General features: G+C 48.8%; 19 protein-coding genes. 8 read left to right on the forward strand and 11 right to left on the reverse strand.

Features of this window, described 5'->3' with window-relative positions:
• The first annotated feature begins 39 nt into the window (after positions 1–39).
• Complete coding sequence (gene nagB, locus LMG33818_RS07835; protein WP_442322804.1) at positions 40–810, forward strand: glucosamine-6-phosphate deaminase; 771 nt, start codon at positions 40–42, stop codon at positions 808–810.
• Positions 811–834: 24 nt separating this feature from the next.
• Here nagB and LMG33818_RS07840 read toward each other — a convergent pair whose 3' ends face one another.
• From LMG33818_RS07840 to rfaD, 4 genes are all read right to left on the reverse strand, one after another.
• Complete coding sequence (locus tag LMG33818_RS07840) at positions 835–1,326, reverse strand: hypothetical protein (protein WP_442322805.1); 492 nt, start codon at positions 1,324–1,326, stop codon at positions 835–837.
• 339 nt (positions 1,327–1,665) lie between these two features.
• Positions 1,666–2,466, reverse strand: a complete 801-nt coding sequence (locus tag LMG33818_RS07845) for a glycosyltransferase family 2 protein (RefSeq protein ID WP_442322806.1) — start codon at positions 2,464–2,466, stop codon at positions 1,666–1,668.
• 80 nt (positions 2,467–2,546) lie between these two features.
• Entirely contained in the window at positions 2,547–3,638 is a 1,092-nt protein-coding gene (gene waaF, locus LMG33818_RS07850; protein ID WP_442322864.1) for a lipopolysaccharide heptosyltransferase II, read from the reverse strand.
• A 22-nt stretch (positions 3,639–3,660) separates the two neighbouring features.
• Positions 3,661–4,620 (reverse strand): ADP-glyceromanno-heptose 6-epimerase, encoded by a 960-nt coding sequence (gene rfaD / locus LMG33818_RS07855; RefSeq protein ID WP_442322807.1) that lies wholly within the window; start codon positions 4,618–4,620, stop codon positions 3,661–3,663.
• A gap of 145 nt (positions 4,621–4,765) precedes the next feature.
• Here rfaD and glyQ point away from each other — a divergent pair, with 145 nt between their 5' ends.
• The 4 genes from glyQ to gmhB all read left to right on the forward strand — a co-directional run bounded on the left by glyQ (position 4,766) and on the right by gmhB (position 9,369).
• Positions 4,766–5,758, forward strand: coding sequence for a glycine--tRNA ligase subunit alpha (gene glyQ, locus LMG33818_RS07860; protein ID WP_442322808.1), 993 nt, complete (start codon positions 4,766–4,768; stop codon positions 5,756–5,758).
• The gene (gene glyS / locus LMG33818_RS07865) at positions 5,755–7,836 is read left to right on the forward strand and encodes a glycine--tRNA ligase subunit beta (protein WP_442322809.1); all 2,082 of its coding nucleotides are present in this window, start codon (positions 5,755–5,757) and stop codon (positions 7,834–7,836) included. Before glyQ ends, glyS begins: the two co-directional genes overlap by 4 nt.
• A gap of 560 nt (positions 7,837–8,396) precedes the next feature.
• Positions 8,397–8,780 (forward strand): fluoride efflux transporter CrcB, encoded by a 384-nt coding sequence (gene crcB / locus LMG33818_RS07870; RefSeq protein WP_442322810.1) that lies wholly within the window; start codon positions 8,397–8,399, stop codon positions 8,778–8,780.
• Positions 8,781–8,814: 34 nt separating this feature from the next.
• On the forward strand, positions 8,815–9,369 hold the full coding sequence (gene gmhB, locus LMG33818_RS07875; protein WP_442322811.1) for a D-glycero-beta-D-manno-heptose 1,7-bisphosphate 7-phosphatase: 555 nt from the start codon (positions 8,815–8,817) through the stop codon (positions 9,367–9,369).
• A 192-nt stretch (positions 9,370–9,561) separates the two neighbouring features.
• Here the strand turns inward: gmhB and LMG33818_RS07880 are convergent, their stop codons facing one another.
• Positions 9,562–9,954, reverse strand: coding sequence for a hypothetical protein (locus LMG33818_RS07880; RefSeq protein WP_442322812.1), 393 nt, complete (start codon positions 9,952–9,954; stop codon positions 9,562–9,564).
• 392 nt (positions 9,955–10,346) lie between these two features.
• On the opposite strand from LMG33818_RS07880, the gene LMG33818_RS07885 reads away from it, so the two are divergent.
• Positions 10,347–12,089 carry an electron transfer flavoprotein-ubiquinone oxidoreductase gene (locus LMG33818_RS07885; RefSeq protein ID WP_442322813.1) on the forward strand — a complete coding sequence of 581 codons (1,743 nt, stop codon included), beginning with the start codon at positions 10,347–10,349 and terminating at the stop codon, positions 12,087–12,089.
• 55 nt (positions 12,090–12,144) lie between these two features.
• On the opposite strand, the gene LMG33818_RS07890 is transcribed toward LMG33818_RS07885, so the two are convergent.
• Positions 12,145–12,402, reverse strand: a complete 258-nt coding sequence (locus tag LMG33818_RS07890; RefSeq protein ID WP_442322814.1) for a hypothetical protein — start codon at positions 12,400–12,402, stop codon at positions 12,145–12,147.
• Positions 12,403–12,747: 345 nt separating this feature from the next.
• Between LMG33818_RS07890 and LMG33818_RS07895 the strand changes: the two genes are divergently transcribed.
• Complete coding sequence (locus tag LMG33818_RS07895; RefSeq protein WP_442322815.1) at positions 12,748–13,080, forward strand: hypothetical protein; 333 nt, start codon at positions 12,748–12,750, stop codon at positions 13,078–13,080.
• Between the two features lie 16 nt (positions 13,081–13,096).
• On the opposite strand, the gene LMG33818_RS07900 is transcribed toward LMG33818_RS07895, so the two are convergent.
• The 3 genes from LMG33818_RS07900 to LMG33818_RS07910 all read right to left on the reverse strand — a co-directional run bounded on the left by LMG33818_RS07900 (position 13,097) and on the right by LMG33818_RS07910 (position 15,575).
• Positions 13,097–14,038, reverse strand: a complete 942-nt coding sequence (locus LMG33818_RS07900) for an electron transfer flavoprotein subunit alpha/FixB family protein (protein WP_442322816.1) — start codon at positions 14,036–14,038, stop codon at positions 13,097–13,099.
• A complete protein-coding gene (locus LMG33818_RS07905; protein WP_442322817.1) occupies positions 14,035–14,793 on the reverse strand; it encodes an electron transfer flavoprotein subunit beta/FixA family protein in 759 nt (252 codons plus the stop codon). Before LMG33818_RS07905 ends, LMG33818_RS07900 begins: the two co-directional genes overlap by 4 nt.
• Before the next feature lie 140 nt (positions 14,794–14,933).
• Positions 14,934–15,575: a YbhB/YbcL family Raf kinase inhibitor-like protein gene (locus tag LMG33818_RS07910; RefSeq protein WP_442322818.1), complete on the reverse strand. Its 642-nt coding sequence runs from the start codon at positions 15,573–15,575 to the stop codon at positions 14,934–14,936.
• 403 nt (positions 15,576–15,978) lie between these two features.
• Between LMG33818_RS07910 and LMG33818_RS07915 the strand changes: the two genes are divergently transcribed.
• The gene (locus LMG33818_RS07915; RefSeq protein ID WP_442322819.1) at positions 15,979–16,182 is read left to right on the forward strand and encodes a cold-shock protein; all 204 of its coding nucleotides are present in this window, start codon (positions 15,979–15,981) and stop codon (positions 16,180–16,182) included.
• A gap of 183 nt (positions 16,183–16,365) precedes the next feature.
• Here the strand turns inward: LMG33818_RS07915 and LMG33818_RS07920 are convergent, their stop codons facing one another.
• Together LMG33818_RS07920 and LMG33818_RS07925 are read right to left on the reverse strand one after the other, a co-directional pair.
• The gene (locus LMG33818_RS07920; RefSeq protein WP_442322820.1) at positions 16,366–18,741 is read right to left on the reverse strand and encodes an ATP-dependent DNA helicase; all 2,376 of its coding nucleotides are present in this window, start codon (positions 18,739–18,741) and stop codon (positions 16,366–16,368) included.
• The gene (locus LMG33818_RS07925) at positions 18,741–20,783 is read right to left on the reverse strand and encodes a VRR-NUC domain-containing protein (protein ID WP_442322821.1); all 2,043 of its coding nucleotides are present in this window, start codon (positions 20,781–20,783) and stop codon (positions 18,741–18,743) included. Before LMG33818_RS07925 ends, LMG33818_RS07920 begins: the two co-directional genes overlap by 1 nt.
• Positions 20,784–21,052 lie beyond the last annotated feature (269 nt).

Below are 21,052 nucleotides of genomic sequence, written 5' to 3' on the forward strand. Positions count from 1 at the left end.
CAGGATCGATAGGCTTATCGAAAGGGGCAGGAAAAAGATATGCAAGTGATTGTGACCCAAACGCCACAGGATGTGGCGAACTATGTTGCCAACAAAGTCATAAAATTACTCGAGGGCAAAGTGGCGCCGGTATTGGGTCTTGCCACTGGCTCCACCCCTTTGGAACTCTATCGGGAGCTGGTAAGCCGCTATCGGCAGGGATGTCTCAGTTTTGCCCATACCACTACATTCAACCTGGATGAATATATCGGACTACCGCCTGACCACCCCCAAAGTTACCGACATTTCATGCAAACCGAACTGTTTGATCATATCGATATTGATCCTGCCAATACCTTCCTGCCAGATGGAATGGGAAAGCCAGAAACAGCAGGCGATATCTATGAGCAACATATTGCTGAACATGGTGGTATTGATCTACAGATTCTGGGGATTGGGCGTAATGGGCATATCGGATTCAACGAACCCACCTCCAGTTTAGGGTCACGCACGCGCGTGAAAGCATTGACTGAAAATACACTGTCGGCCAATGCACGGTTCTTCAAACAGGATGAATTCCAACCGGAATCGGCCCTGACCATGGGAATCGCGACGATTCTTGATACCCGGCAGGCCATTCTACTCGCCACAGGGGAAGACAAAGCGCGTGCTGTGGAGAAATGTGTTGAAGGCCCTCTTAGCGCCATGGTCCCGGCCTCCGCACTTCAGCTACATCGCAATGCTATTATCGTGGTAGATGAAGCAGCAGCATCGAAACTGACACTAACGGATTATTATCGTTTTAGTCGCGAAGTGACTCACGAAGACTAATGCTGCCTCGTCCAGATATCCATCTTAATCCGTTGGAAAAATACCGCCATTGGTTTGGTCAATACCCACCAGATGGTGGCCCAGGAAACGGCCACTCGCAGTGAATTTGTATTCAACCGATAGCCACCCGTCGCTCTGACATGCATGACAGTCACGCATCGCCGTATCAAAGCGAAGGGCTGTGCTGCCATCCTCATTCTGATCAACACGTACCAATTTCGCGGGTGGGAAAGGCTCAAGCCCAGGGTGTTGATTCAGCAACGTAGAGTAAAGAGTTCCATTTTCTTCTGCGGGAGTCACAGGATCAGAATCCACGTTGATAATGGCACCATCACTTCCGACCAGGCGTGTTTCATCATTCGTATTGGCGCGAAATGGATGGGTCACCGTAGCGATGCCAATAGAGCCTTCCCGGCGGTAAGCAGACACGTATGCCGGATCTCCACCTGCTGACAGTGCTTCCATCGACATCACCACTTGATTCGATGCGCCTGCTCGATAAAGAGCATCGGTCATACACCCTACCAGCCGATTACTTTCACTCGGTTGATAACATATATTGAACGTGCCGGGATTATCCCACACGGACTTCGCATTAATTGTAACAGGCGGATTTGTCTGAAAAGGCATACTTTTATGCTGAGCATTAGCCGCGCCGCAACCAGACAATGACACAGCCATAACCAAAGCGAAGCCGAACGACTTTGAAGTCATCATTCGGGAGGGCTGTAGATTCATTCTCTCATGAGTTTTTAACCAAATATTGTCCGTCAACAAAGCAGTACCTCAATCGATTAGAACAGTGCACCCATCAGCAACCTGTATACGAATATGACTGAAGTAAGGGTGTGCCCCTCACTCGGTGTTGTTGGATTTGCTTTTCGATAATGTTTCCGTTGTTTGCACATCGGCTGCATTTTCATAAAGTTCATTCAGTTTGGCGTATTTCATATAAGCATGAAAAGCAGTTGTGATCGCGACTGTCATACCATCCATGCCCTGAAATAATCCGCCTTTTAACACCAGTTTACGGAAGGAGGCAATGCTGGCATGAAGCATGGGATTAATATTGGATGCCCGTTTTCCCTTACTCTTCATTGACCAAGCGTCACGGCTGGATAATTGATTAATACGTTCAACCCAGTGTGACATGTCACGATAAGTAAAGTGCCGTATATGTGTATCAGTATTTTTTACCCTGGGTGCCTTCACCGAGGAGTGCGCTTTTTTGGGTAAGTAACCAGAAGTTGTACGATTGTATAACCGAACTACAGCATCCGGATAAAAGCCTGCCGCCCGTATCCAGTGATTGCCAACGAAATTTTTCCTGCGAAAGGCATAAGCCGTGTTGGCATCGGAAAGGGGAAGTGCCTGAATATAGCTGACAGCATCTTCATCCAAACGTTCATCTGCGTCGAGCGCAAGGATCCAGTCATGTGAAGCCGAAGAAACGCCAAAGGCTTTTTGTGGCCCGTCCCCAAGATAAGACTGCTGGATAACCGTAGCCCCTTCGCCTTCAGCCAGCCGAACGGTATCGTCCTCACTAAATGAATCCACGACAATAATTTCGCTACATACGCGTTTTAAAGAACGTATGCACTCCACAATATTGTCCTGTTCATTCAGGGTAATAATTGTACCGGTAATCGAGACCATGGCGCTTTATACCTGATGTTCAATGAATAAGTGAAACCCACAAGAGGGCAACAAGAAAAGCCGATAGCTCACGGAAACGTTCAATAGCGAGTCGGAATAGCCGAAATTCGATCGTTAGACACCGAAAAAATCGCTTGCTCTATGCGTTGTGGCAAAATTTCTTTCAGACAATGAGTGTGGCCCAATGGACAAACGCGCTCAAAGCAGGGAGAACATTCCAAAGCTAACCAATGAATATCGGACCGGGACGTCAAAGGAGGGGTATACTGTGGAGAAGATGACCCATAAATAGCTTGTATGTAAGTACCCACTGCCGCGGCAACATGCATCAACCCGGAATCATTGCTTACAACTTGGACACAAGCTGCCAGTAGGTCTACTGCATCTTCCAGTCGCGTTTCTCCGCATAGATTATAAATGCCATGACCTGCTTCAGCGATACTATCACCCGCGGCCACATCCTTGGGGCCACCTAAGACAATGACGGAATAACCCTGTGCAACCAGGCTTTCAGCCAACTGTCGAAAATGGGAAAGTGGCCATTGTTTGGCAGGGCCGTACTCTGCGCCCGGCATCAAACCAACCAATTTGTCTTTGAGTACACTATCAGCCAAACCAAAGCGCTTGAGCAGTGCATATTGATTCTTCTCATCCACACGCAGGTGAGGATAGGGTATGTCTGGCGCAGTATTACCGGGAGGCAACCCAAGTGCAACAAAACGTTTTACGGTCTGGTTCAGTACAGATTTGTCCAGTGAATAACGCTGGTTTAGCACAACATAGCGTTGTTCCCCGGTAAAACCTACACGTTGTGGAATACGTGCAAGAAACGGCACCAGCGCAGCCTTCATGGAACGGGGTAAAACAATGGCGCGGTCATACTTCCCTTTCAACTGGCGAGCCAATTGCCAACGTGTCCGAAGGGCAAACTTGCCATGCCCGACATCCAACGTAATGGCTCGCCGAGCTTCAGGCATACGATTGATAATGGGTGCTGACCAGGCGGGCCCCATCACATCGATCACGCAATCAGGATGCCGTTGCTTCAGAACCATCAAGAGGCTTTGAGCCATGACCATATCCCCCACCCATGATGGGCCTACCACCAGGATGCGTTCACCTCCTGAGACCGTTTTTGCTTCTGAAGGGGATTCGTAAACGCTTTTATTCATACTCATAAAGGCAAGTAAACACTTACTTCGGAAGAATAATGGCGTCGGTATTTAGCCATTCCAAATAGGCTTCCACCCCCTGCGCAACGGTCTTGAACTCATGATCAAAACCGACTTCACGCAAACGCGAAATATCGGCCTGCGTAAAACTCTGATAGCGCCCCTTCAGATGATCCGGGAAGTCGATATAGTCAATACGCCCTTTGTCATAGTAGGCGATGACTGCATCTGCAATCGCCTTGAAAGGCTCTGCACGGCCTGTTCCCAGATTAAAGACACCGGAAATTTCCGGATGCTCCCAGAACCATAGGTTGGCAGCGACTACATCGCCTACATAAATGAAATCGCGGCTTTGCATCCCCGCTTTATAACCATCATAGGCACCAAACAACTTGGGATTATGGCCGGAAGTCACCTGTTCATGATGATGAAAGGCAACACTCGCCATACTGCCCTTATGCTGCTCACGTGGCCCATAGACGTTAAAATAGCGGAAACCAACGACCTGGCTATGAAACTCGCTCATGCGGGTACGTACATACTGATCGAATAACAGCTTCGAGTAACCATACACATTCAACGGCTTCTCAAACTCAGGAACTTCACGGAATTCCTGACTTGCTCCATAAGTCGCAGCGGAAGAAGCATAAAGGAAGGGAATTTCATGACGCACGCAGTAGTGCAATAATTCCTTGGAGAACGTAAAGTTATTATCAAGCATGTATTTGCCGTTCCACTCGGTGGTGGAAGAGCACGCCCCCTCATGAAATACAGCACGGAAGCGGGGTAGATCCTCAGCAAGCAGACGCGCACGAAACTCGTCTACATCCAGATAGTCAGCGATCTGGCAATCCACCAGATTCACAAAGCGTGTGCCATCAGTGAGATCATCGACCACCATGATGTCAGTCTCGCCACGCTCATTTAGACCCTTGACGATATTTGCCCCAATAAAACCCGCACCACCTGTCACTAAAATCATGTCTGACTCCACGCAAAAATAACTCGATGCATTCTAGCCCTATATACCTAATGGCTGTAATTGTATACTTACGAACCAGCTAAATCATGAATTACTCAATCTGAGCCGACTTTTACGCTCAGAATTATCCAGTCGGACGGAATCAATGACACAGTCGAACCCTGACGTAAGCACCTTTCAGGGCCTGATCCTCGCATTGCAGGAATACTGGGCTCAGAAGGGGTGCGTTATCATGCAGCCCTTGGATATGGAAGTGGGCGCAGGCACATTTCACCCTGCGACCTTTATGCGTGCCATCGGGCCAGAGCGTTGGAACGCAGCATATGTTCAACCCTCACGCCGCCCAACAGACGGCCGTTATGGTGACAACCCCAATCGCCTACAGCATTTCTACCAGTACCAGGTTGTCATGAAACCCTCCCCTGACAATCTGCAGGAACTCTATTTGGGTTCACTGAAATATTTGGGCTTCGATCCGTCTATACACGATATTCGTTTCGTGGAAGATAACTGGGAATCTCCTACCCTGGGTGCATGGGGGCTAGGCTGGGAAGTCTGGCTAAATGGCATGGAAGTCTCCCAGTTCACCTACTTCCAGCAAGCGGGCGGGATCGAATGTTTCCCTGTCACAGGTGAACTTACTTACGGGTTGGAACGCCTCGCCATGTATTTGCAAAATGTTGACAGCGTTTACGATCTGGTTTGGGCGCGTTCCCCCGAAGGTGTTGAAGTCACTTATGGTGACGTCTATCTGCAAAATGAGCGTGAACAGTCTGCCTACAACTTCGAGCATGCGGATGTCGACACTTTGTTTGCAGCGTTCGAGCAGGCCGAGAAAAAATGTGCAGAGCTGTTAGAAGCCAAATTACCCCTTCCAGCGTATGAACAAGTGCTGAAGGCCTCTCACACATTCAACCTGCTGGATGCACGTCACGCCGTGTCGGTCACCGAGAGACAGCGTTATATCCTGCGTGTCCGCTCAATGGCTCAGCAGGTAGCCAAGGCGTACTATCAGTCACGTTTAGAAGCAGGCTTCCCCCTTGCAGATGAAGCCATTCGTGAACCCATCCTGGCTGCGCATAAAGCCAAGCTGGATGCGGCCCAATCCCATTCCGAGCAAAATGAAGGTAAGGCATGAGCATGTCATCAGAATCTACATTTCTGGTCGAACTCGGTTGTGAAGAGCTTCCGCCCAGTAGCTTACCGGTATTGGCAGATGCCTTTGCCAACAGTCTGCGCGAGAGTTTGGACAACGCAGGGCTAAACTATGGTGAAATCACTCACCATGCATCTCCTCGTCGTTTGGCAGTCAGTATTACTCAACTATCGGACCGCCAGCCTGATCGTGAGAATGAGCGTCTGGGGCCTGCTATTGCTGCAGCTTTCAAGGATGGCGAACCAACAAGGGCCGCTACCGGTTTTGCCTCCTCACTGGGTATTGATGTCAGTGAGCTTGAAACCATTGAAACCGATAAAGGGCCACGTGTGGGCTATCGGCAGCACCAGAAAGGCGAAATGACAGTCGACCTCCTGCCTGCCATGGTTGAAAGTGCTATCAAACATCTGCCCGTGGCCAAGTACATGCGTTGGGGAGCCTCTCGCACAGAGTTTTCTCGCCCTGTACATTGGCTGGTGATGTTATACGGTGCTGATGTGGTAGAAGGGTCTGCCCTGGGTTTGAATGCCAACCGTATTACACATGGTCATCGTGTTCATTGTCCTGAGCCTATTGAGCTCCAACATGCAGATGATTACCTTGCGCAACTGGAATCACCCGGTTACGTACTGGCAGATTCCGATAAACGTCAGCAGCGTATCCGTGCCCAGATCGAAGCAGAGGCTGAAAAACTCGATGCCACAGCAGTGATCGATGAAGACCTATTGATTGAAGTTGCCGGCCTGGTGGAATGGCCCGTTGCACTCACGGGAGGATTTGATAGCCGCTTTCTGGATGTCCCCCATGAGTGCCTGATCTCTTCCATGAAAGAGAACCAGAAGTATTTCCACCTACTGGATAAAAACGACAAGTTGCTCCCCTTCTTCATCACGATTGCCAACCTTGAAAGCAAGGACCCACGTCAGGTGATTGAAGGGAATGAAAGGGTCATACGCCCACGTTTGGCGGATGCGGATTTCTTCTACAAAACTGACCTTGCCAAGCCCCTGGATAGCCGTCGTTCAGCACTTGAAACCGTTGTCTTCCAGCGTCGCCTTGGCTCAATGGCTGATAAATCCCGCCGTATGGAGATCATCGCGGGTGATATCAGTGAAAAAATCGATGGCAATCGTGAAGATGCCCACCGTGCAGCCCAACTTGCCAAGTGTGATCTGGTCACCGAAATGGTGATGGAATTTCCTGAGTTGCAGGGGATCATGGGTGGCTACTATGCAACACATGATGGGGAGAACCCCGATGTTGCGCGGGCTATCGCCGAGCAATATTTACCCCGTAATGCAGAAGATGCCATTCCGTCCTCCAGGGTGGGGGTGGCAGTAGCACTGGCTGACCGTCTGGATACGCTGACAGGCATTTTCGGTATTGGGCAACGTCCAACAGGCGCAAAAGATCCCTTTGCGCTGAGGCGTGCCGCTATCGGTGTTCTCAACATCCTTATCAAGGGAAATTACAACCTTGACCTGAAGGAGCTGTTGCAACTGGCCGTTGATCAACACACCGAGCTCAGCAACGATGACCGTCAGGGGCTGGCTCTCGAAGTACTGGATTATGTTCTGGAGCGCATGCGTGCCTGGGCTCAGGAAGAGCACATCGATACAGATGTTTATCAATCTGTCCGTGCTCGGCCCGTCTACAAACCACTGGACTTCGCTCGTCGTTTACGTGCCGTTCAGGCCTTTATTCAGCGCCCTGAAGCCAGAGCACTAGCAGCAGCCAACAAACGCGTAAGTAATATATTGGCGAAAAACGAAGAGGCATTGCCTGCTAATGTAGATGACACCCTCTTCGAACATGATGCCGAACGTGATCTCTATGCCGAAGTGGAACGCTTAAAAGCAGAAACTAAACCGTTGTTCGATAAAGCTGATTACGGTCAGGCCCTGGATGCACTGGCTGCGCTGCAACCCCCTGTCGATAACTTTTTCGAACAGGTGATGGTGATGGCGGAAGACCAACAAGTGCGCGGTAACAGGCTGGCTCTTTTAAGGGAGCTTCAGGGGCTGTTCCTTGAAGTGGCTGATTTTTCGCTACTTCCCTAACCAAGAGAAGGTTACGCCTCCATATTTTATATGGGCAGTTGGTTCCAACTAGTGGCAGAGTAAAAAAAGCCCCTTTGCGAAGGGGCTTTTTTCGTCAGGGAAAACAGAATCTGCCTCTCCAGTCCAGATTTTCCTGCTGAGCATCCTCTAATGAGGTATCCCTGACCTTGCATATCGAAGTGCTAATCGATATGCTTGGAAGCGCTACGGAGATGGTATTCCTCCGGTTCCACCTCATACACAGGGCCCTTCCTGTACGGTGAAACAAACTACCCTTTAAAGCGCTACCTCTGTGTCTATTTACTCTCACACTGCTTCATGCGGTCTGTAAATATTTACCACACAAATATCCAAGTGCTCTATAAAAGGAAAAACATTCTGACACCCTTTCAGGATGCCTTTGGGTTAATGATGCCTACGAACCTCACTCGGAGTGATCAGCCTTCGAGGGGTGTTGCGTAGATACATGTTACCCACCTCCTCCCTTGCCTGACCCTGCGAGCATTGCTTTTCAAAACATGAAGTTTTCATGGACTTATCGATATTTTCGGAGCGTGAGTATGTTTCCAACCTTATTGGCTGTAGCACTCGGAGGGGGTGTAGGCAGTGTTGTCCGCTGGTGGCTAGGGCTACGCATGAACGCAATCAATCCCTATTTACCGTTGGGCACGTTAACCGTCAATTTGGCCGGTGGCTTGATTATTGGGCTATTGATTGCCTTTTTCGCACGTGTCCCTTCATTGGACCCGGTATGGAAAGCCCTGCTAATCACTGGCTTTTGCGGCGGCCTAACGACTTTCTCCACTTTTTCCGCTGAAGTTGTCAGCATGCTCTACACAGGGCGTTACGGTTGGGGACTCACCATCGCCGCTACTCATCTGTTTGGCACTTTATTGATGACATACGTGGCCTTTGCACTGGTGGATTGGGTTATGCCTCGTTAATAACACTTTTTTATATAGCCGGTGCGAGGAGTAAATGAGCACAACACGACTTATCATTCTGGACAGAGATGGTGTTATCAATCAGGATCGGCGGGATTACGTAAAAACGCCCGATGAATGGGTGCCACTGCCGGGGGCTTTGGAAGCCATTGCGACACTCACCCGTTCAGGCTTTACCATTGCGGTAGCAACAAATCAGTCAGGCATCGGGCGTGGGTTTTATTCATTGGACACGTTGTCTGCCATGCATGACAAAATGAATCAGCTTGTTGAGCAGGAGGGCGGCTTGATCAGTGATATTCGATATTGCCCTCACCTCCCTGATGATCATTGTGGCTGCCGCAAACCGCTGCCGAGAATGTTACAGCAGATCATGCAACACTTTGAGGTGGAAGATCCTTCGCAGGCATGGATGGTCGGTGATTCGCTCAGAGACCTTCAGGCCGGTGAAGCCGCTGGCACAAGACTCGCATTGGTATTAACAGGCAACGGGGAAGCTACACGCGAACGGTTGGAAGCACTGGATGCCCCGTCACGAGTCGAAATATTTCCATCTCTTCAGGCCTTTGCTGATCATGTAAGCAGATAGCCGCTACATGGCACTATTATATGCTGCTGAGAAATGGCTTTGTCTCAATCTATCCTAACGCTGGTAACCGGCAGATGCTGATAATGGGCATCTAAAACAGGCCAATGTTTCACGTGAAACATTGGCCTGTTTTCATTTATTCAGGGATAGATTCTATAGATGACATTATACCTGCATACTGAGCTCAACAAATCAATTCAGTGCCCAGCAACGCGAAGTCGGTACATTTTGGTCCGTACCCAATTCGGGAGGATTAAACACGCAAATGACATTGTTTTTTCCTCGCACCAACGTAAATAACAACCCATTCTTGTAATTGTTTGTCGTCCTGATGGCATATCCTCTGCTCAGCATCGATGCCATGGATTGTGAAAGAGGCTTCATTTCTGTAGGGACTGCCAGCGGGCTGTAATGCCATGCGACACCTGACTCCGGCAGCCATTCGCCGCTTTGCCATGGCCATTGTTGGGAAACAGAGGATGCCTGCGAAGCATGGGAGGAATTATCGGCCATTGCCGTATGACTCATGATCACATTCCCCAGCAAACCAAATCCCATCAATAACGAAACGCCCAAAAACTTCATAAATTGACTCCTAAAGAGCATGGAAAGACCCACTGTTTTTACTATCTCTTTAATATCTATTGTACAACCACAAAGGAAAAACAACATTAATGCTACTCACAGTCGGCCCAGCAAAGACGCAAAAGATGAGCCTGACGATATATCCATCATTCTGGCAGATAGCACTGGCATGCTAGAATGTTTCACAAAACCGTTAAGATCATGATGCCAATAACACGTGCTTTAGCCCCTTTTTATATCCAATCATTGTCATGACACGACTTGGCCTCGTGGTGTGACACGAAGATAATTATCATAACCTCAGCTTAATATATAATGTGCGCTGAAAAGAACGCGCCCAGCCCATATCCCAACACCTTATGTCAGCTAGCCGGAGTTTGAAGAGAACAGTAATGGAAACAGAGGTCATGGAGTTCGACGTCATCATTGTAGGCGCAGGCCCTGCGGGTTTAGCAGCTGCTTGCCGGCTTAAGCAACGGGCAAACGCGCAAGGCCGGGAGCTGAGTGTCTGTGTATTGGAAAAAGGGGCTGAGATAGGTGCTCACAGCGTCTCCGGCGCTGTTTTTGATACGCGCGCACTGGATGAGCTCTTCCCCAACTGGGTGAACGAACAGGCGCCCGTAACACTTACTGTTTCGGAAGACAGTTTCCACTGGTTACTCTCGGAAAATACAAGTCTTCGCATTCCTGCCCCATTCGTCCCCAAGAGTCTGCATAACCAGACTCAAGCCTCTATCACTGTCGATAAAGATGCTGAAAAGGATGATCTTCATGATATCGCTCAAGGCAAGAAGGAACGGTTATCGCCCAATTACCTCATTAGCGAAGGAGTGTTTTGTCGCTGGTTGGGGAAAAAGGCAGAGCAATTGGGTGTGGATATCTTTAGCGGTTTTGCAGCCCAGTCCCTCATCATTGAAAACGAAAGGGTTCAAGGTGTCGTTACTGGAGCACTTGGTGTTGCTGCAGACGGCTCTCACAAGCGCAACTATGTTCCCGGCATGGAATTGAGGGCGCGCCATACGCTATTCGCGGAAGGGTCTCGTGGCCATCTTGGCAAACAGCTCATTGCCCATTTTGGTCTGGATACAGGGACCGCTACCCAACATTACGGTATTGGCCTGAAAGAAATATGGGAGATTCCAGCAGCCCAGCACCGTGCTGGTAAAGTCATGCATGGTGGCGGTTGGCCATTGATACATCATCGTTCCGAAGCCAAACCCACGACGGGAGGCTGGTTTCTTTATCACCTGGAGGATTGCCGAGTAGCGATCGGGCTCATCGTAGATCTGAATTACTGCAATCCATGGCTTTCCCCCTTCGATGAATTTCAACGCATGAAGCAACATCCTTTATTCAGCAGCGTCTTGAGAGAGGGTGAGCGCATTGGCTATGCCTCCCGCACATTAACCAAGGGGGGACCGGAAGCACTACCCAACTTCTCATTTCCCGGGGGCGCCCTGTTAGGGTGTAATGCAGGCACACTCGACGTTGCACGCTTGAAAGGGATTCACATGGCCATGAAATCGGGCATGATTGCTGCGGATACTCTGCTGAATGCAACTGAAGAGAATTATTCTGCTTCACTCGGGCTAAATAACCTGAACACCAATTGGGCAAATAGCTGGGCGGGGAAAGAGCATGCGAGAGGCAAGGGATTCAATTCAGCCCTGCACAAGCTTGGCCCGTTAGCAGGAGGAGCCTGGAACCTTGCCAATCAATGGCTGGGGGGTAAACTACCGACCTTCCGCGACGATACACCGGATCATGCTTCTCTTCAGACAGTGGATGAAGTTGAGCGTATCCACTATCCACGCCCAGATAATACGTTAAGTTTCGATCGAGCTTCGTCGGTACAACTTGCTAATGTCTACTATGAAGAGAACCAGCCATCACATTTGATACTGAAGGATAGCTCAATCCCCATTAGAGATAATTTACCACGTTATGGAGAGCCAGCCACGCGCTATTGCCCAGCAGGGGTATACGAGGTTCTTGATGAGAGCGATGGTCCGGTATTCAGAATAAACTTCCAGAACTGTATCCAATGCAAGACCTGCGACATCAAGGATCCTGCACAAAATATTATATGGACACCGGCTGAAGGTGGTAATGGCCCGCATTACGGCGATATGTGATCTTCCTGTTGGTCAGGTCAAGGTTCTTGAACGTATTGAGGGAGTATCCGTTTTATTAATAACCGTAAGCATGCACCAATAAAAAATAAAGTGCGCTAATACTATGGCTATGCATCAGCGTGGCAAGATTACAAAGGCAAAGTAGCAATGCTGCCAGTAATGAAATTTTCTGATGCATACGAGCGACAATGCCCAATGCCAGTGTATGTGACAGTGCCGCTACAACCAACGGTAAATAGCCAAACTCAAGGCTGCTCGCTAATACGAAGGGAACCACTATTTCGAATACTAAAATAGTGCCCCATGAAGTCATGTGCCTAACTGCGCCCATTAAAACCGTTCCCAGGCGTTGAAATAAAGACCAAGCATAAACCATAGCCCATGATTCCGCGATGCCACCTCACAAAAGATTCATGTGAAAGAGGTATCGTTTGAACTTTATTGGTTACTTTTTGTGAACGTTACACATTAGGTGAATACCATGTAGTAGGTGACATTTTACACATAACGTTTTAGCATTATGTTACGCCGATTTAATAAGCAAATTGCGGGGCGTGCCAACACTATTTGGTCAGCACCAAATGGTTATAAATTCCGCTAAAGCCGCTTTCCGGAGAGCTCTCCCGGCAAGCTCATCGGAACAGGATGTCTGGATATAATGAAACCGTCTCCCTACTTTTCCAATACTTATCATTCGACAGGCGTTCAGCACTCCGTGCTCCTGTATGGTAATGACATTTCAGAACTTACTCCGCAGCTGGCACGTTGGCAGCGTAGCAATCGCATTTCTTCCGATAATATAGATGTTATCTCGATTTCTTCTCATGAAGGGCTAAAAGAAGCTCTTCAAAATGTCGATACTCCTACCTTCATGCGTTATAGCTTTGCCATCTGTCAGCCAGAAAGTGCCGAACATCTCGTGGAACTTGTTGGCTATATGACCTGCATCGCGCATGAAGCCCTGTTTTTACGCGCCACAAAAAACTCATAATGCCACTGCTATCACATTAAAGTTTTTTTGTAAGCTCAGGTACAATCTCGAAAAGATCCCCTACCAACCCGTAATCCGCGTTCGCAAATATAGGTGCCTCTTCATCCTGATTGATAGCGACCACAATTTTAGCCCCTTGCATGCCTGCCAGATGCTGTACAGCGCCTGAGATACCCACGGCAATATAGAGGTCAGGCGCAACGACCTTACCCGTTTGCCCCACCTGAGCATCATTTGGAACATAGCCAGCATCGACTGCCGCACGGGATGCCCCTACCGCACCATTGAGTTTGTCAGCCAATTGCTCAATCAGAGCAAAATTTTCCTTGCTGCCCACACCACGACCACCACTAACCACCACGCGGGCAGTCGTCAAATCGGGACGATCACTCTCGTCATAGACCGCTGAAACAACCTGTACCCCCAATGTTTCACCTACTGGCTGAACAGCGTCGATACTTGCAGGAGCCTGCTCATCCACAGGATTGAATGCCGTTGGACGCACGGTCAAAACCTGTATAGGTGCGCCGTTGCGAACCGTAGCTATCAGGGACCCTGCATAGATAGGCCGTTTGTAAGTCGATTCATCAACGATGGATACGATATCCGAGACCTGGCTTACCCCCAACAACGCAGCTGCCCGAGGAAGAATATCCTTGCCTTCACTGGAAGCAGCCGCCAATACATGGGTAAATTGTTTGCCTTGGTCAGCGAGTGTGGCTGCAACGGGGGCAGCGGTCATCCCTTCATAGCGTTGGTCTTCTGCCACCAATACAGATGAAACACCTGATAAACGTGCGGCTTGTTGTGCTACATCAGCAATATCGGAACCTACAACCAATGCCTGAATGTTCGAATCCTGAGTTAATTCAGCCAACTGCTGAGCGGCCGCCATAACACGCGCATTGGAAGCAGCCAATTTGCCGTGATGATGTTCAATCAATACTAAAATACTCATGAAATCACCTTATCGACAGTTTTAAGCTGATCAATCAATGCATCCACAGAGGGCAGAAGATTGGCCCCTGAACGTTGTTCGGGTTCCTCAATTGCGAGAATATCCAACTGATGTATCAACTCGATATTCAACTCATCCAGAGGCCGTACCTCTATCGTTTTCTTACGTGCTTTCATGATGTCGGGCAATCGCGCATAACGCGGTCCATTCAGGCGTAAATCTGTCGTAATGACAGCAGGTAGAGGTAATTGAAGTGTTTCCAGCCCGCCATCCACTTCACGGACAACCCGAATATTTTCACTGTTTTCATCAAAGGTGACTTGCGAGGCAAAGGTCGCCTGGGGCCAGTTCAACAACCCGGCCAGCATCTGACCTACCTGATTATCATCGCTATCAATGGCCTGCTTGCCCAATAATACAATGGCAGGCTCTTCCTGATGAACCAGGCCTGTCAGGATGCGTGCGATTGATAATGGGTCGAGGGTATTTTCGCTTTCTATCAAAATCGCGCGATCAGCCCCCACTGCCAGGGAAGCGCGCAGCTGCTCTTGAGTTTCACTCCCCCCGATAGAGACGGTCACAACCTCATCGGCTATCCCCTGCTCCTTTAAACGAACAGCTTCTTCGAGCGCAATTTCGCAGAATGGGTTGATCGCCATGGTAGCGCTGGCAGCTTCAACACTCCTGCCATCCTTACCTGGCCGTACTCGTACAGCGTGATCAATAACACGCTTGATCGGCACGATAATCTTCATTCAAATATCCTTTTTACATCCATGAACCGATAATCAAGGCACTCTAGCACCCCACCAAATGACATGAAATGCGTAATCAGCGCTGATGTTCCATCTCAAAGTTTATCGGCCTGAGCGGCTGACAAAGATCAGCGAAAACATCACTTCTTCGGTTCAACCGCTTTGTCATTAAGGGTATACAAGCCAGTAAGGCTCGCTTTCCCCAGCACATTCACTTGATCTAGTGCAACCAATACGTTCTGACTAGTGGGTGCGCCTTCTACGGGCAAATGTTTGGCATCGATGGCATACACCGTGAAGGTATAACGATGCACCAGCTCATCATTCCAGGGGGGGCATGGACCATCGTAACCGAAATAGGTACCTGCCATATCAGGGTTACCCGCCATAAAATCCGTATAGTTATTGATACCATGCTGGAAACCTTGCGGTGCCTCTGGGCCCTCTTTTCCTTTTAGGGTGACACCGTTTGATTGAGCTCCTTCTTCGATACTCTGTACATTGGCGGGGATATTCCATAGCAACCAGTGATAAAAATCGACACGAGGCAGTGAGGCAGAAATGACTTTCCCCTCCTGATTAACATCGTCAATAACACTGGGGACATCCGGATCATGGCACAAGATCACAAACGATTCGGTTCCTTCTGGTATATCGCTCCAGGCAAGCTGTGGATTGCGGTCGCTGGACAGAGCAAAGTGATTTTTCGTATCGGGAACGGCAAAAGCCAGTGGACCGGGGATATACTCACCTTCGGAAAAGTTGTGGCTGGTCAGCTTCATTGAAAACTCCTTTAAAAGGCAAAACCCTGACAGGCAAACCGGGTAAAATATAAAATGATGTATCTATGGTAATTTTGCCGGGCAGGAAGATAAAGAAAATAAAAGCAGGAAACACTCAACTACATTCACATGTTCAGCACTAAAAAAGCGAAAATTACTGTCTAATTTATGACAAACATACAACAAATGTATTAAATATTGGCTTTTTGTGCATTTGATGCTTGACGGTATGCCTTCCAAGGGGCAGGATGCTAATCAGGTTACAAGAATTATTCAGCAAGACCTCGGAAATCCACTTTGGATTCCCGAAATTGGGTGAATATCCTTGTCGGCCTTATCACTCGGGTAACACCCGGCATTATGCAAAGAAACAAGCGCTTTATGCGTGACTAAGGAACATCGAATGGCAACTGGTACTGTCAAATGGTTTAACGACGCCAAAGGCTTCGGCTTCATTTCTCCGGACGACGGCGGTGATGATCTGTTTGCCCACTTCTCCGAAATTCAGGCTGATGGCTTTAAATCCCTCCAGGATGGTCAGAAAGTCTCTTTCGACGTGACTCAAGGTCGTAAAGGCCTGCAGGCATCCAACATCAAACCGATCTAACTTCCTCGCTGCTTTAGCAGCCGGATGACAGATTCTATAGAAACAGTCCGTTTATAACGGACTGTTTTTTTATGCATTCTGTTTATTATCTTTGGCCAGCACGCTCCAACAAACGTATTTCTTACTAAGCGCTACCTACTGCCATAAGCAGCTTGCCTGTTATTTTCTTCCCGGACTTCTCAATCAGGACGATAATTGCCACCATACCGGTAATAGCGCCCGGATATTGGATTCGGCAAAGCGATCATCAATCAGCCATAACTGGCCAATATCCTGTTCACTACGAATGACTCGACCCGCCGCCTGAATCACCTTTGTCATCCCCGGATACAGATACGCAAAGCGATAGCCCATGTCGCCAGCACCAGACACTTGGCCCGCGTTCCACCCTCTATCTTCTGAAGCATTCGCTCCAAACAGGGAGGTTAGCTGTTCCTTCAACGCCTGATTGAAAGGATTAAATTGGGGAAGTCCCAATGTCGCAACAAAAGCGCCCACCAATCGATTACCGGGTAAATCTATTCCCTCTCCGAATACTCCCCCCAGTACCGCGAATCCAATACCCACACCGTCTTGCTCGAAACGATTAATGAAATCACGTCGGGCTGTTTCATCCATATAACGATGCTGTTTCCATACAGGAATCGTCGGCGCGGCAGTTTCCAAATACTCAGCTACTTGCTGGAGATAATCAAAACTGCTGAAGAAAGCTAGATAATTACCCTGTTGCTGTTCGAAAGCATACTGAATCAACGTCGCTATCGGCTGAATGGAAGAGTGACGATCCCGATAACGTGTCGAGATATTTCGAACAAGGTGTACCTTTAACTGGCTCGATTTGAAGGGTGAATCAATCTCTTTCCAAACCGTATCAGTCGGCAATCCAAGTAACAGCCGATAATATTCGCCTGTTATCAGCGTGGCGGAAAACAGTACCGAGGTATGTGTTGCCTCAAAACGGGGTGCAAGATAAGGCGCGGGCACATTGTTTTTGAGCCTCAAGACCGGATAACGCTCATCCCTGCGTGAATATTCAACTTCATACTGGAAGAAGCGCGGGTCATGTATTTCATGAACGCGCAGGAAATGCAGCATTTCCAGATAAAGGGACATCAACCCCGAATCCAGAGGCTGATCAGGTTGGTCAGCCAGTCGCTCGCCTATACGCGCCGTAAGAGAAAGCATCTCTGAAATAAGCGCCGATGGCATTTGAGGTAGTAACCCGGCCTTTTCAGGTTTCCCGTGTTGAGATGTGCTGTTGGGTGTTCCATTGCCGAGCTCTACCTGTACAGACTCACGTAATATTTTCAGTAACCGTTGAAAGCTACGTGCAAACCCCTTGGGAGCCTCCCGTGCCACTTGTTTGATGGCATATCCACTGAGTTCCGCCGAGAACATGAGCCGACCACGTTCCACCATGTTATGCGCTTCGTCCAATAGCGTTGCAACGCGCCAGTTCAGTTGCCGGGACAGCGCAAAGAGCATACCGCCAAGCCCAAAGTAGTGGTTATAGTCGCCAACTGAAACATCGGCCCAACGAGCCATCTCCTGACCGAAATAATAAGGGCAAATATCTGACTTGAGCGCAATGGCACGCAGGGTTGCCGCATCCAGCACAGCGCCTTTCAACTGAACGTATCTGACAGCCACTTTCCTTGCCTGAGGCACGCGATCGTAAAAACCCCTGGCGAGCGGGCAACTCTCCCCATGACAGGCCAGGTCGGGATGTTCACAACTCCGCTCACGCGCAATCAACTCGACACCACGAATCTTTTCCTGAGCGAACAACCCTTGATTGATCATATCAAGAGCATCAATCGCCAACTGTCGACCCGTTGTTTTTGCAGTAAGAAAAAAAATACGATCAAGACGGCTGTCAGGCATCGCCTTGAGTAAGGGAAAAAGTGTTCCGAGCGTTTTACCCAGGCCCGTAGGCGCCTGCAACATCAAGGTACGTTGAAGTCTGGCTGCCTTGTATACCGATTCAGCCAGATCCCTCTGCCCCTGCCTGAAGGCCGGTTTTGGGAAAGCAAGTATGTTCAATGCTTCTGTACGTTTCGAAACATGCGCCGCTTCCTGCCGAGCCCACATCAGAAATTTCTTGCACAGTGAATTGAAAAAAATTTCCAAAGACTGGCGTGAGTATTTTTCAACCAACGGGGTTTCACGTTCCCGATCGACATCGAAATAAATGAGTGCCAGTTCTATGTTTTCAAGGCCAAAATGCTCACAAGCCAGAAAGCCATACACTTTAAGCTGCGCCCAGTGTAAAACACGATGGTTTGCAGGTTGGCGCTCCAGCAATCCACGATGTGTCTTTACTTCTTCGAGGCGTTTTTTGCGAGGATCATAGCCGTCTGCCCGACCACTTATTTGTAAATCGTCGAACTCTCCTTTTAGAGGAAGCTCACTCATGTATTCGTCATCTCGACGAGACGCTACCAGGGCATGACCTTCGATCCCTTCGAGCGCAGTAGGGGACGGCGTAAAGCGCAGGTCGAGGTCCCCCTCCTTGGCGACAAACTCGCAAAGCGCTCTGACGGCGATACGAAAGCCCACTAGGTTTTATCCTTCTGTGGTAAGCCCTTCTCCATTGCACCTATAGTGGCAGTTGAAGCATGATGCCCAAATTCCTCTGAGGCAGGGGCAATATTCTCTGCGCAATCGGTCAATTCAGCAGTTAGTGTGGGTGGCGTACATTCCTCGTCTTCAATCCAACTTACCCAGCAGACCTCTATAGGAAAGTCATGTTCCCGTCCATAGGCAATCAGCCGCCGTTGGTTGTCCTGCAAGCGGTCACCCGGTCCTTTCACCTCAATCATTCGGTATCTCTGTTCATCCGGCCAGAACTGGATAAGATCCGGGAAACCGGTACGGTTATGTTTCAGATCCTGAATCATCCATTGAAACCAGACGAAAAGATGCTCGGCAGGGATACAGGTCAATGCCTCTGTGATAAGCGATTCACTCAATGCAGCCCAGAAGACGAAAGGGGAAAGAACGCCCTGCTTTTGATGGAAACAATCCAGGATGATCGCCGTGTAACGCCCATCCCGCAGGGACGCAAACCCTTCATCAAAAAGAGGCTTACGCTTCTCGATAAAATCAGGGCGAAAGAGGTCAACAGGTCCATTATGAAAAGGATGAAAAAAGGCGCCTTGTATAGGCGCATAAATAGCCTTCCAAAAAAGCAGTCCAAAGAGTGCATTCATCAAAAGATTTTCAACGTAAAAAACTGGCCCTTTTGGCTCACTCAATGCGGTAGCAACGGCCTGTTCGACAGAGGAGTGCTGTCTTGATTGCAGCTTGAAGGAGATGTCATCAATCTCCGAGGAACGTGTTTTTCTTTTAGCATCGACGAGAAGTGAGCGCCTACTGACATCATGACTATTATTCATGGGCTCCTTAACCTCCCGCGTGGGTTCTCCAAAGCGCTTGACCAGGCGTGTATAAATACGCCCCAACTGTTGCTCTTCTATCTGATTCAAAGGCAATTTCATGGCAACACACACGCGCTCGTAAGCTTCTTCCTTACGGTGAAGACGTTCCAATAAACGTAACCATTTCACTTTCGCACCCGGTGCGTCACATTGCGCATACAGAAATAGTGAATACTCACATGCATTATACTTGGCAGCGGCTTCCGCATATTTGAAAAGGACTCGCTGGCGTCGCTGGTCAATCCATTCCACTGTAATTGGTGTCAGTAATACCCTCTGGATAACCCAATGGTCCACAGAAGCGTGAGTTGCCCTCAAATAATCCAGCACATCCAGACCGGGCATGGAGATTACTTCATCCGAATCCAATGCGACGCTACCCATCTCAACTTTTCGATCGACACTGTGACCATCGTATGAGTAACGTGCCGATGAAGCCCCCTCCTCCTCCACCGGCCATCTATCCAACAGTGAGCGTTTACTTTCTTCCAGAATCTCATTCAGATACAGACGTACCGCATACACACGCATGTAGGCTTCAATATCTTCACGTTCATGAAAACCGCGGGAGTGCTGGTCAAAGTCGACTGATTCATAAGTGCTAAGGCCCAAGTCAGCCAGCACAAATTCGGAAAAATCCTGGCGCATATTGCCGAAAAAAATCAGCCTGAGATATTCATACAGGGATGAATCAAGCAGCTTGATCACATGTTCATCGAAATCCGGAGCCCATTCCTCAAATGGTTGACTCTTCGAGTACATACCTTCCAGAGAGGCCATCCATTGGGCTTTCGTAACACCTTTTTCCACAGGTAGAAATTTTTCCAATTCATCGCGCCGAAACAGCACAAAAAGTTCAGCGAGTGAAAGATCGGGAGTACAGCTCACTAATCCCGCAGATACAAGTTCACGAACTGTTTCTGCAAGGGGTTTGTCATTGGCTATTTCAGGATATGAAAGTTTCCCCAGTCGAAAAAACTTGCCTTTACGCATAATGAGGCGAACCAGCAGTGCCTGTGCGGGCCCGGACAACTGGCGAAACTGACTGATAAATACACGTTCGGGGATATTCAGGAGATCATCGTAACGCGTTGATATCCAATCAATCAGGTACTGGAAATTATCCAGATAATAGAGAGGGTCAATATCCGGATGACTCATGGAAACCTTAAGCTCTTAAGTGCACTGTATATAAAAACAGACTAACGCATTACAAGGATGTCTTCTACTGCAATAACCTGTTTCTCCAGAACATTGATACGTTGTTTCAAGCCCAAGCTACGATAGACACATACAGCGTTGTCATATCCATCAGGCAGGGAAACAGGCACCTTTTTCAACAAGAAATACGGGCCAAAGCAAACTGTCGCTTTTTTCGTTGGCAGCAAGCGCATACAATAGCAACGCTATTCAGATTGTATCCCCGTATA

The organism is Cernens ardua, assembly GCF_051251085.1.
Taxonomy (GTDB): Bacteria; Pseudomonadota; Gammaproteobacteria; order Pseudomonadales; family Halomonadaceae; genus Cernens; species Cernens ardua.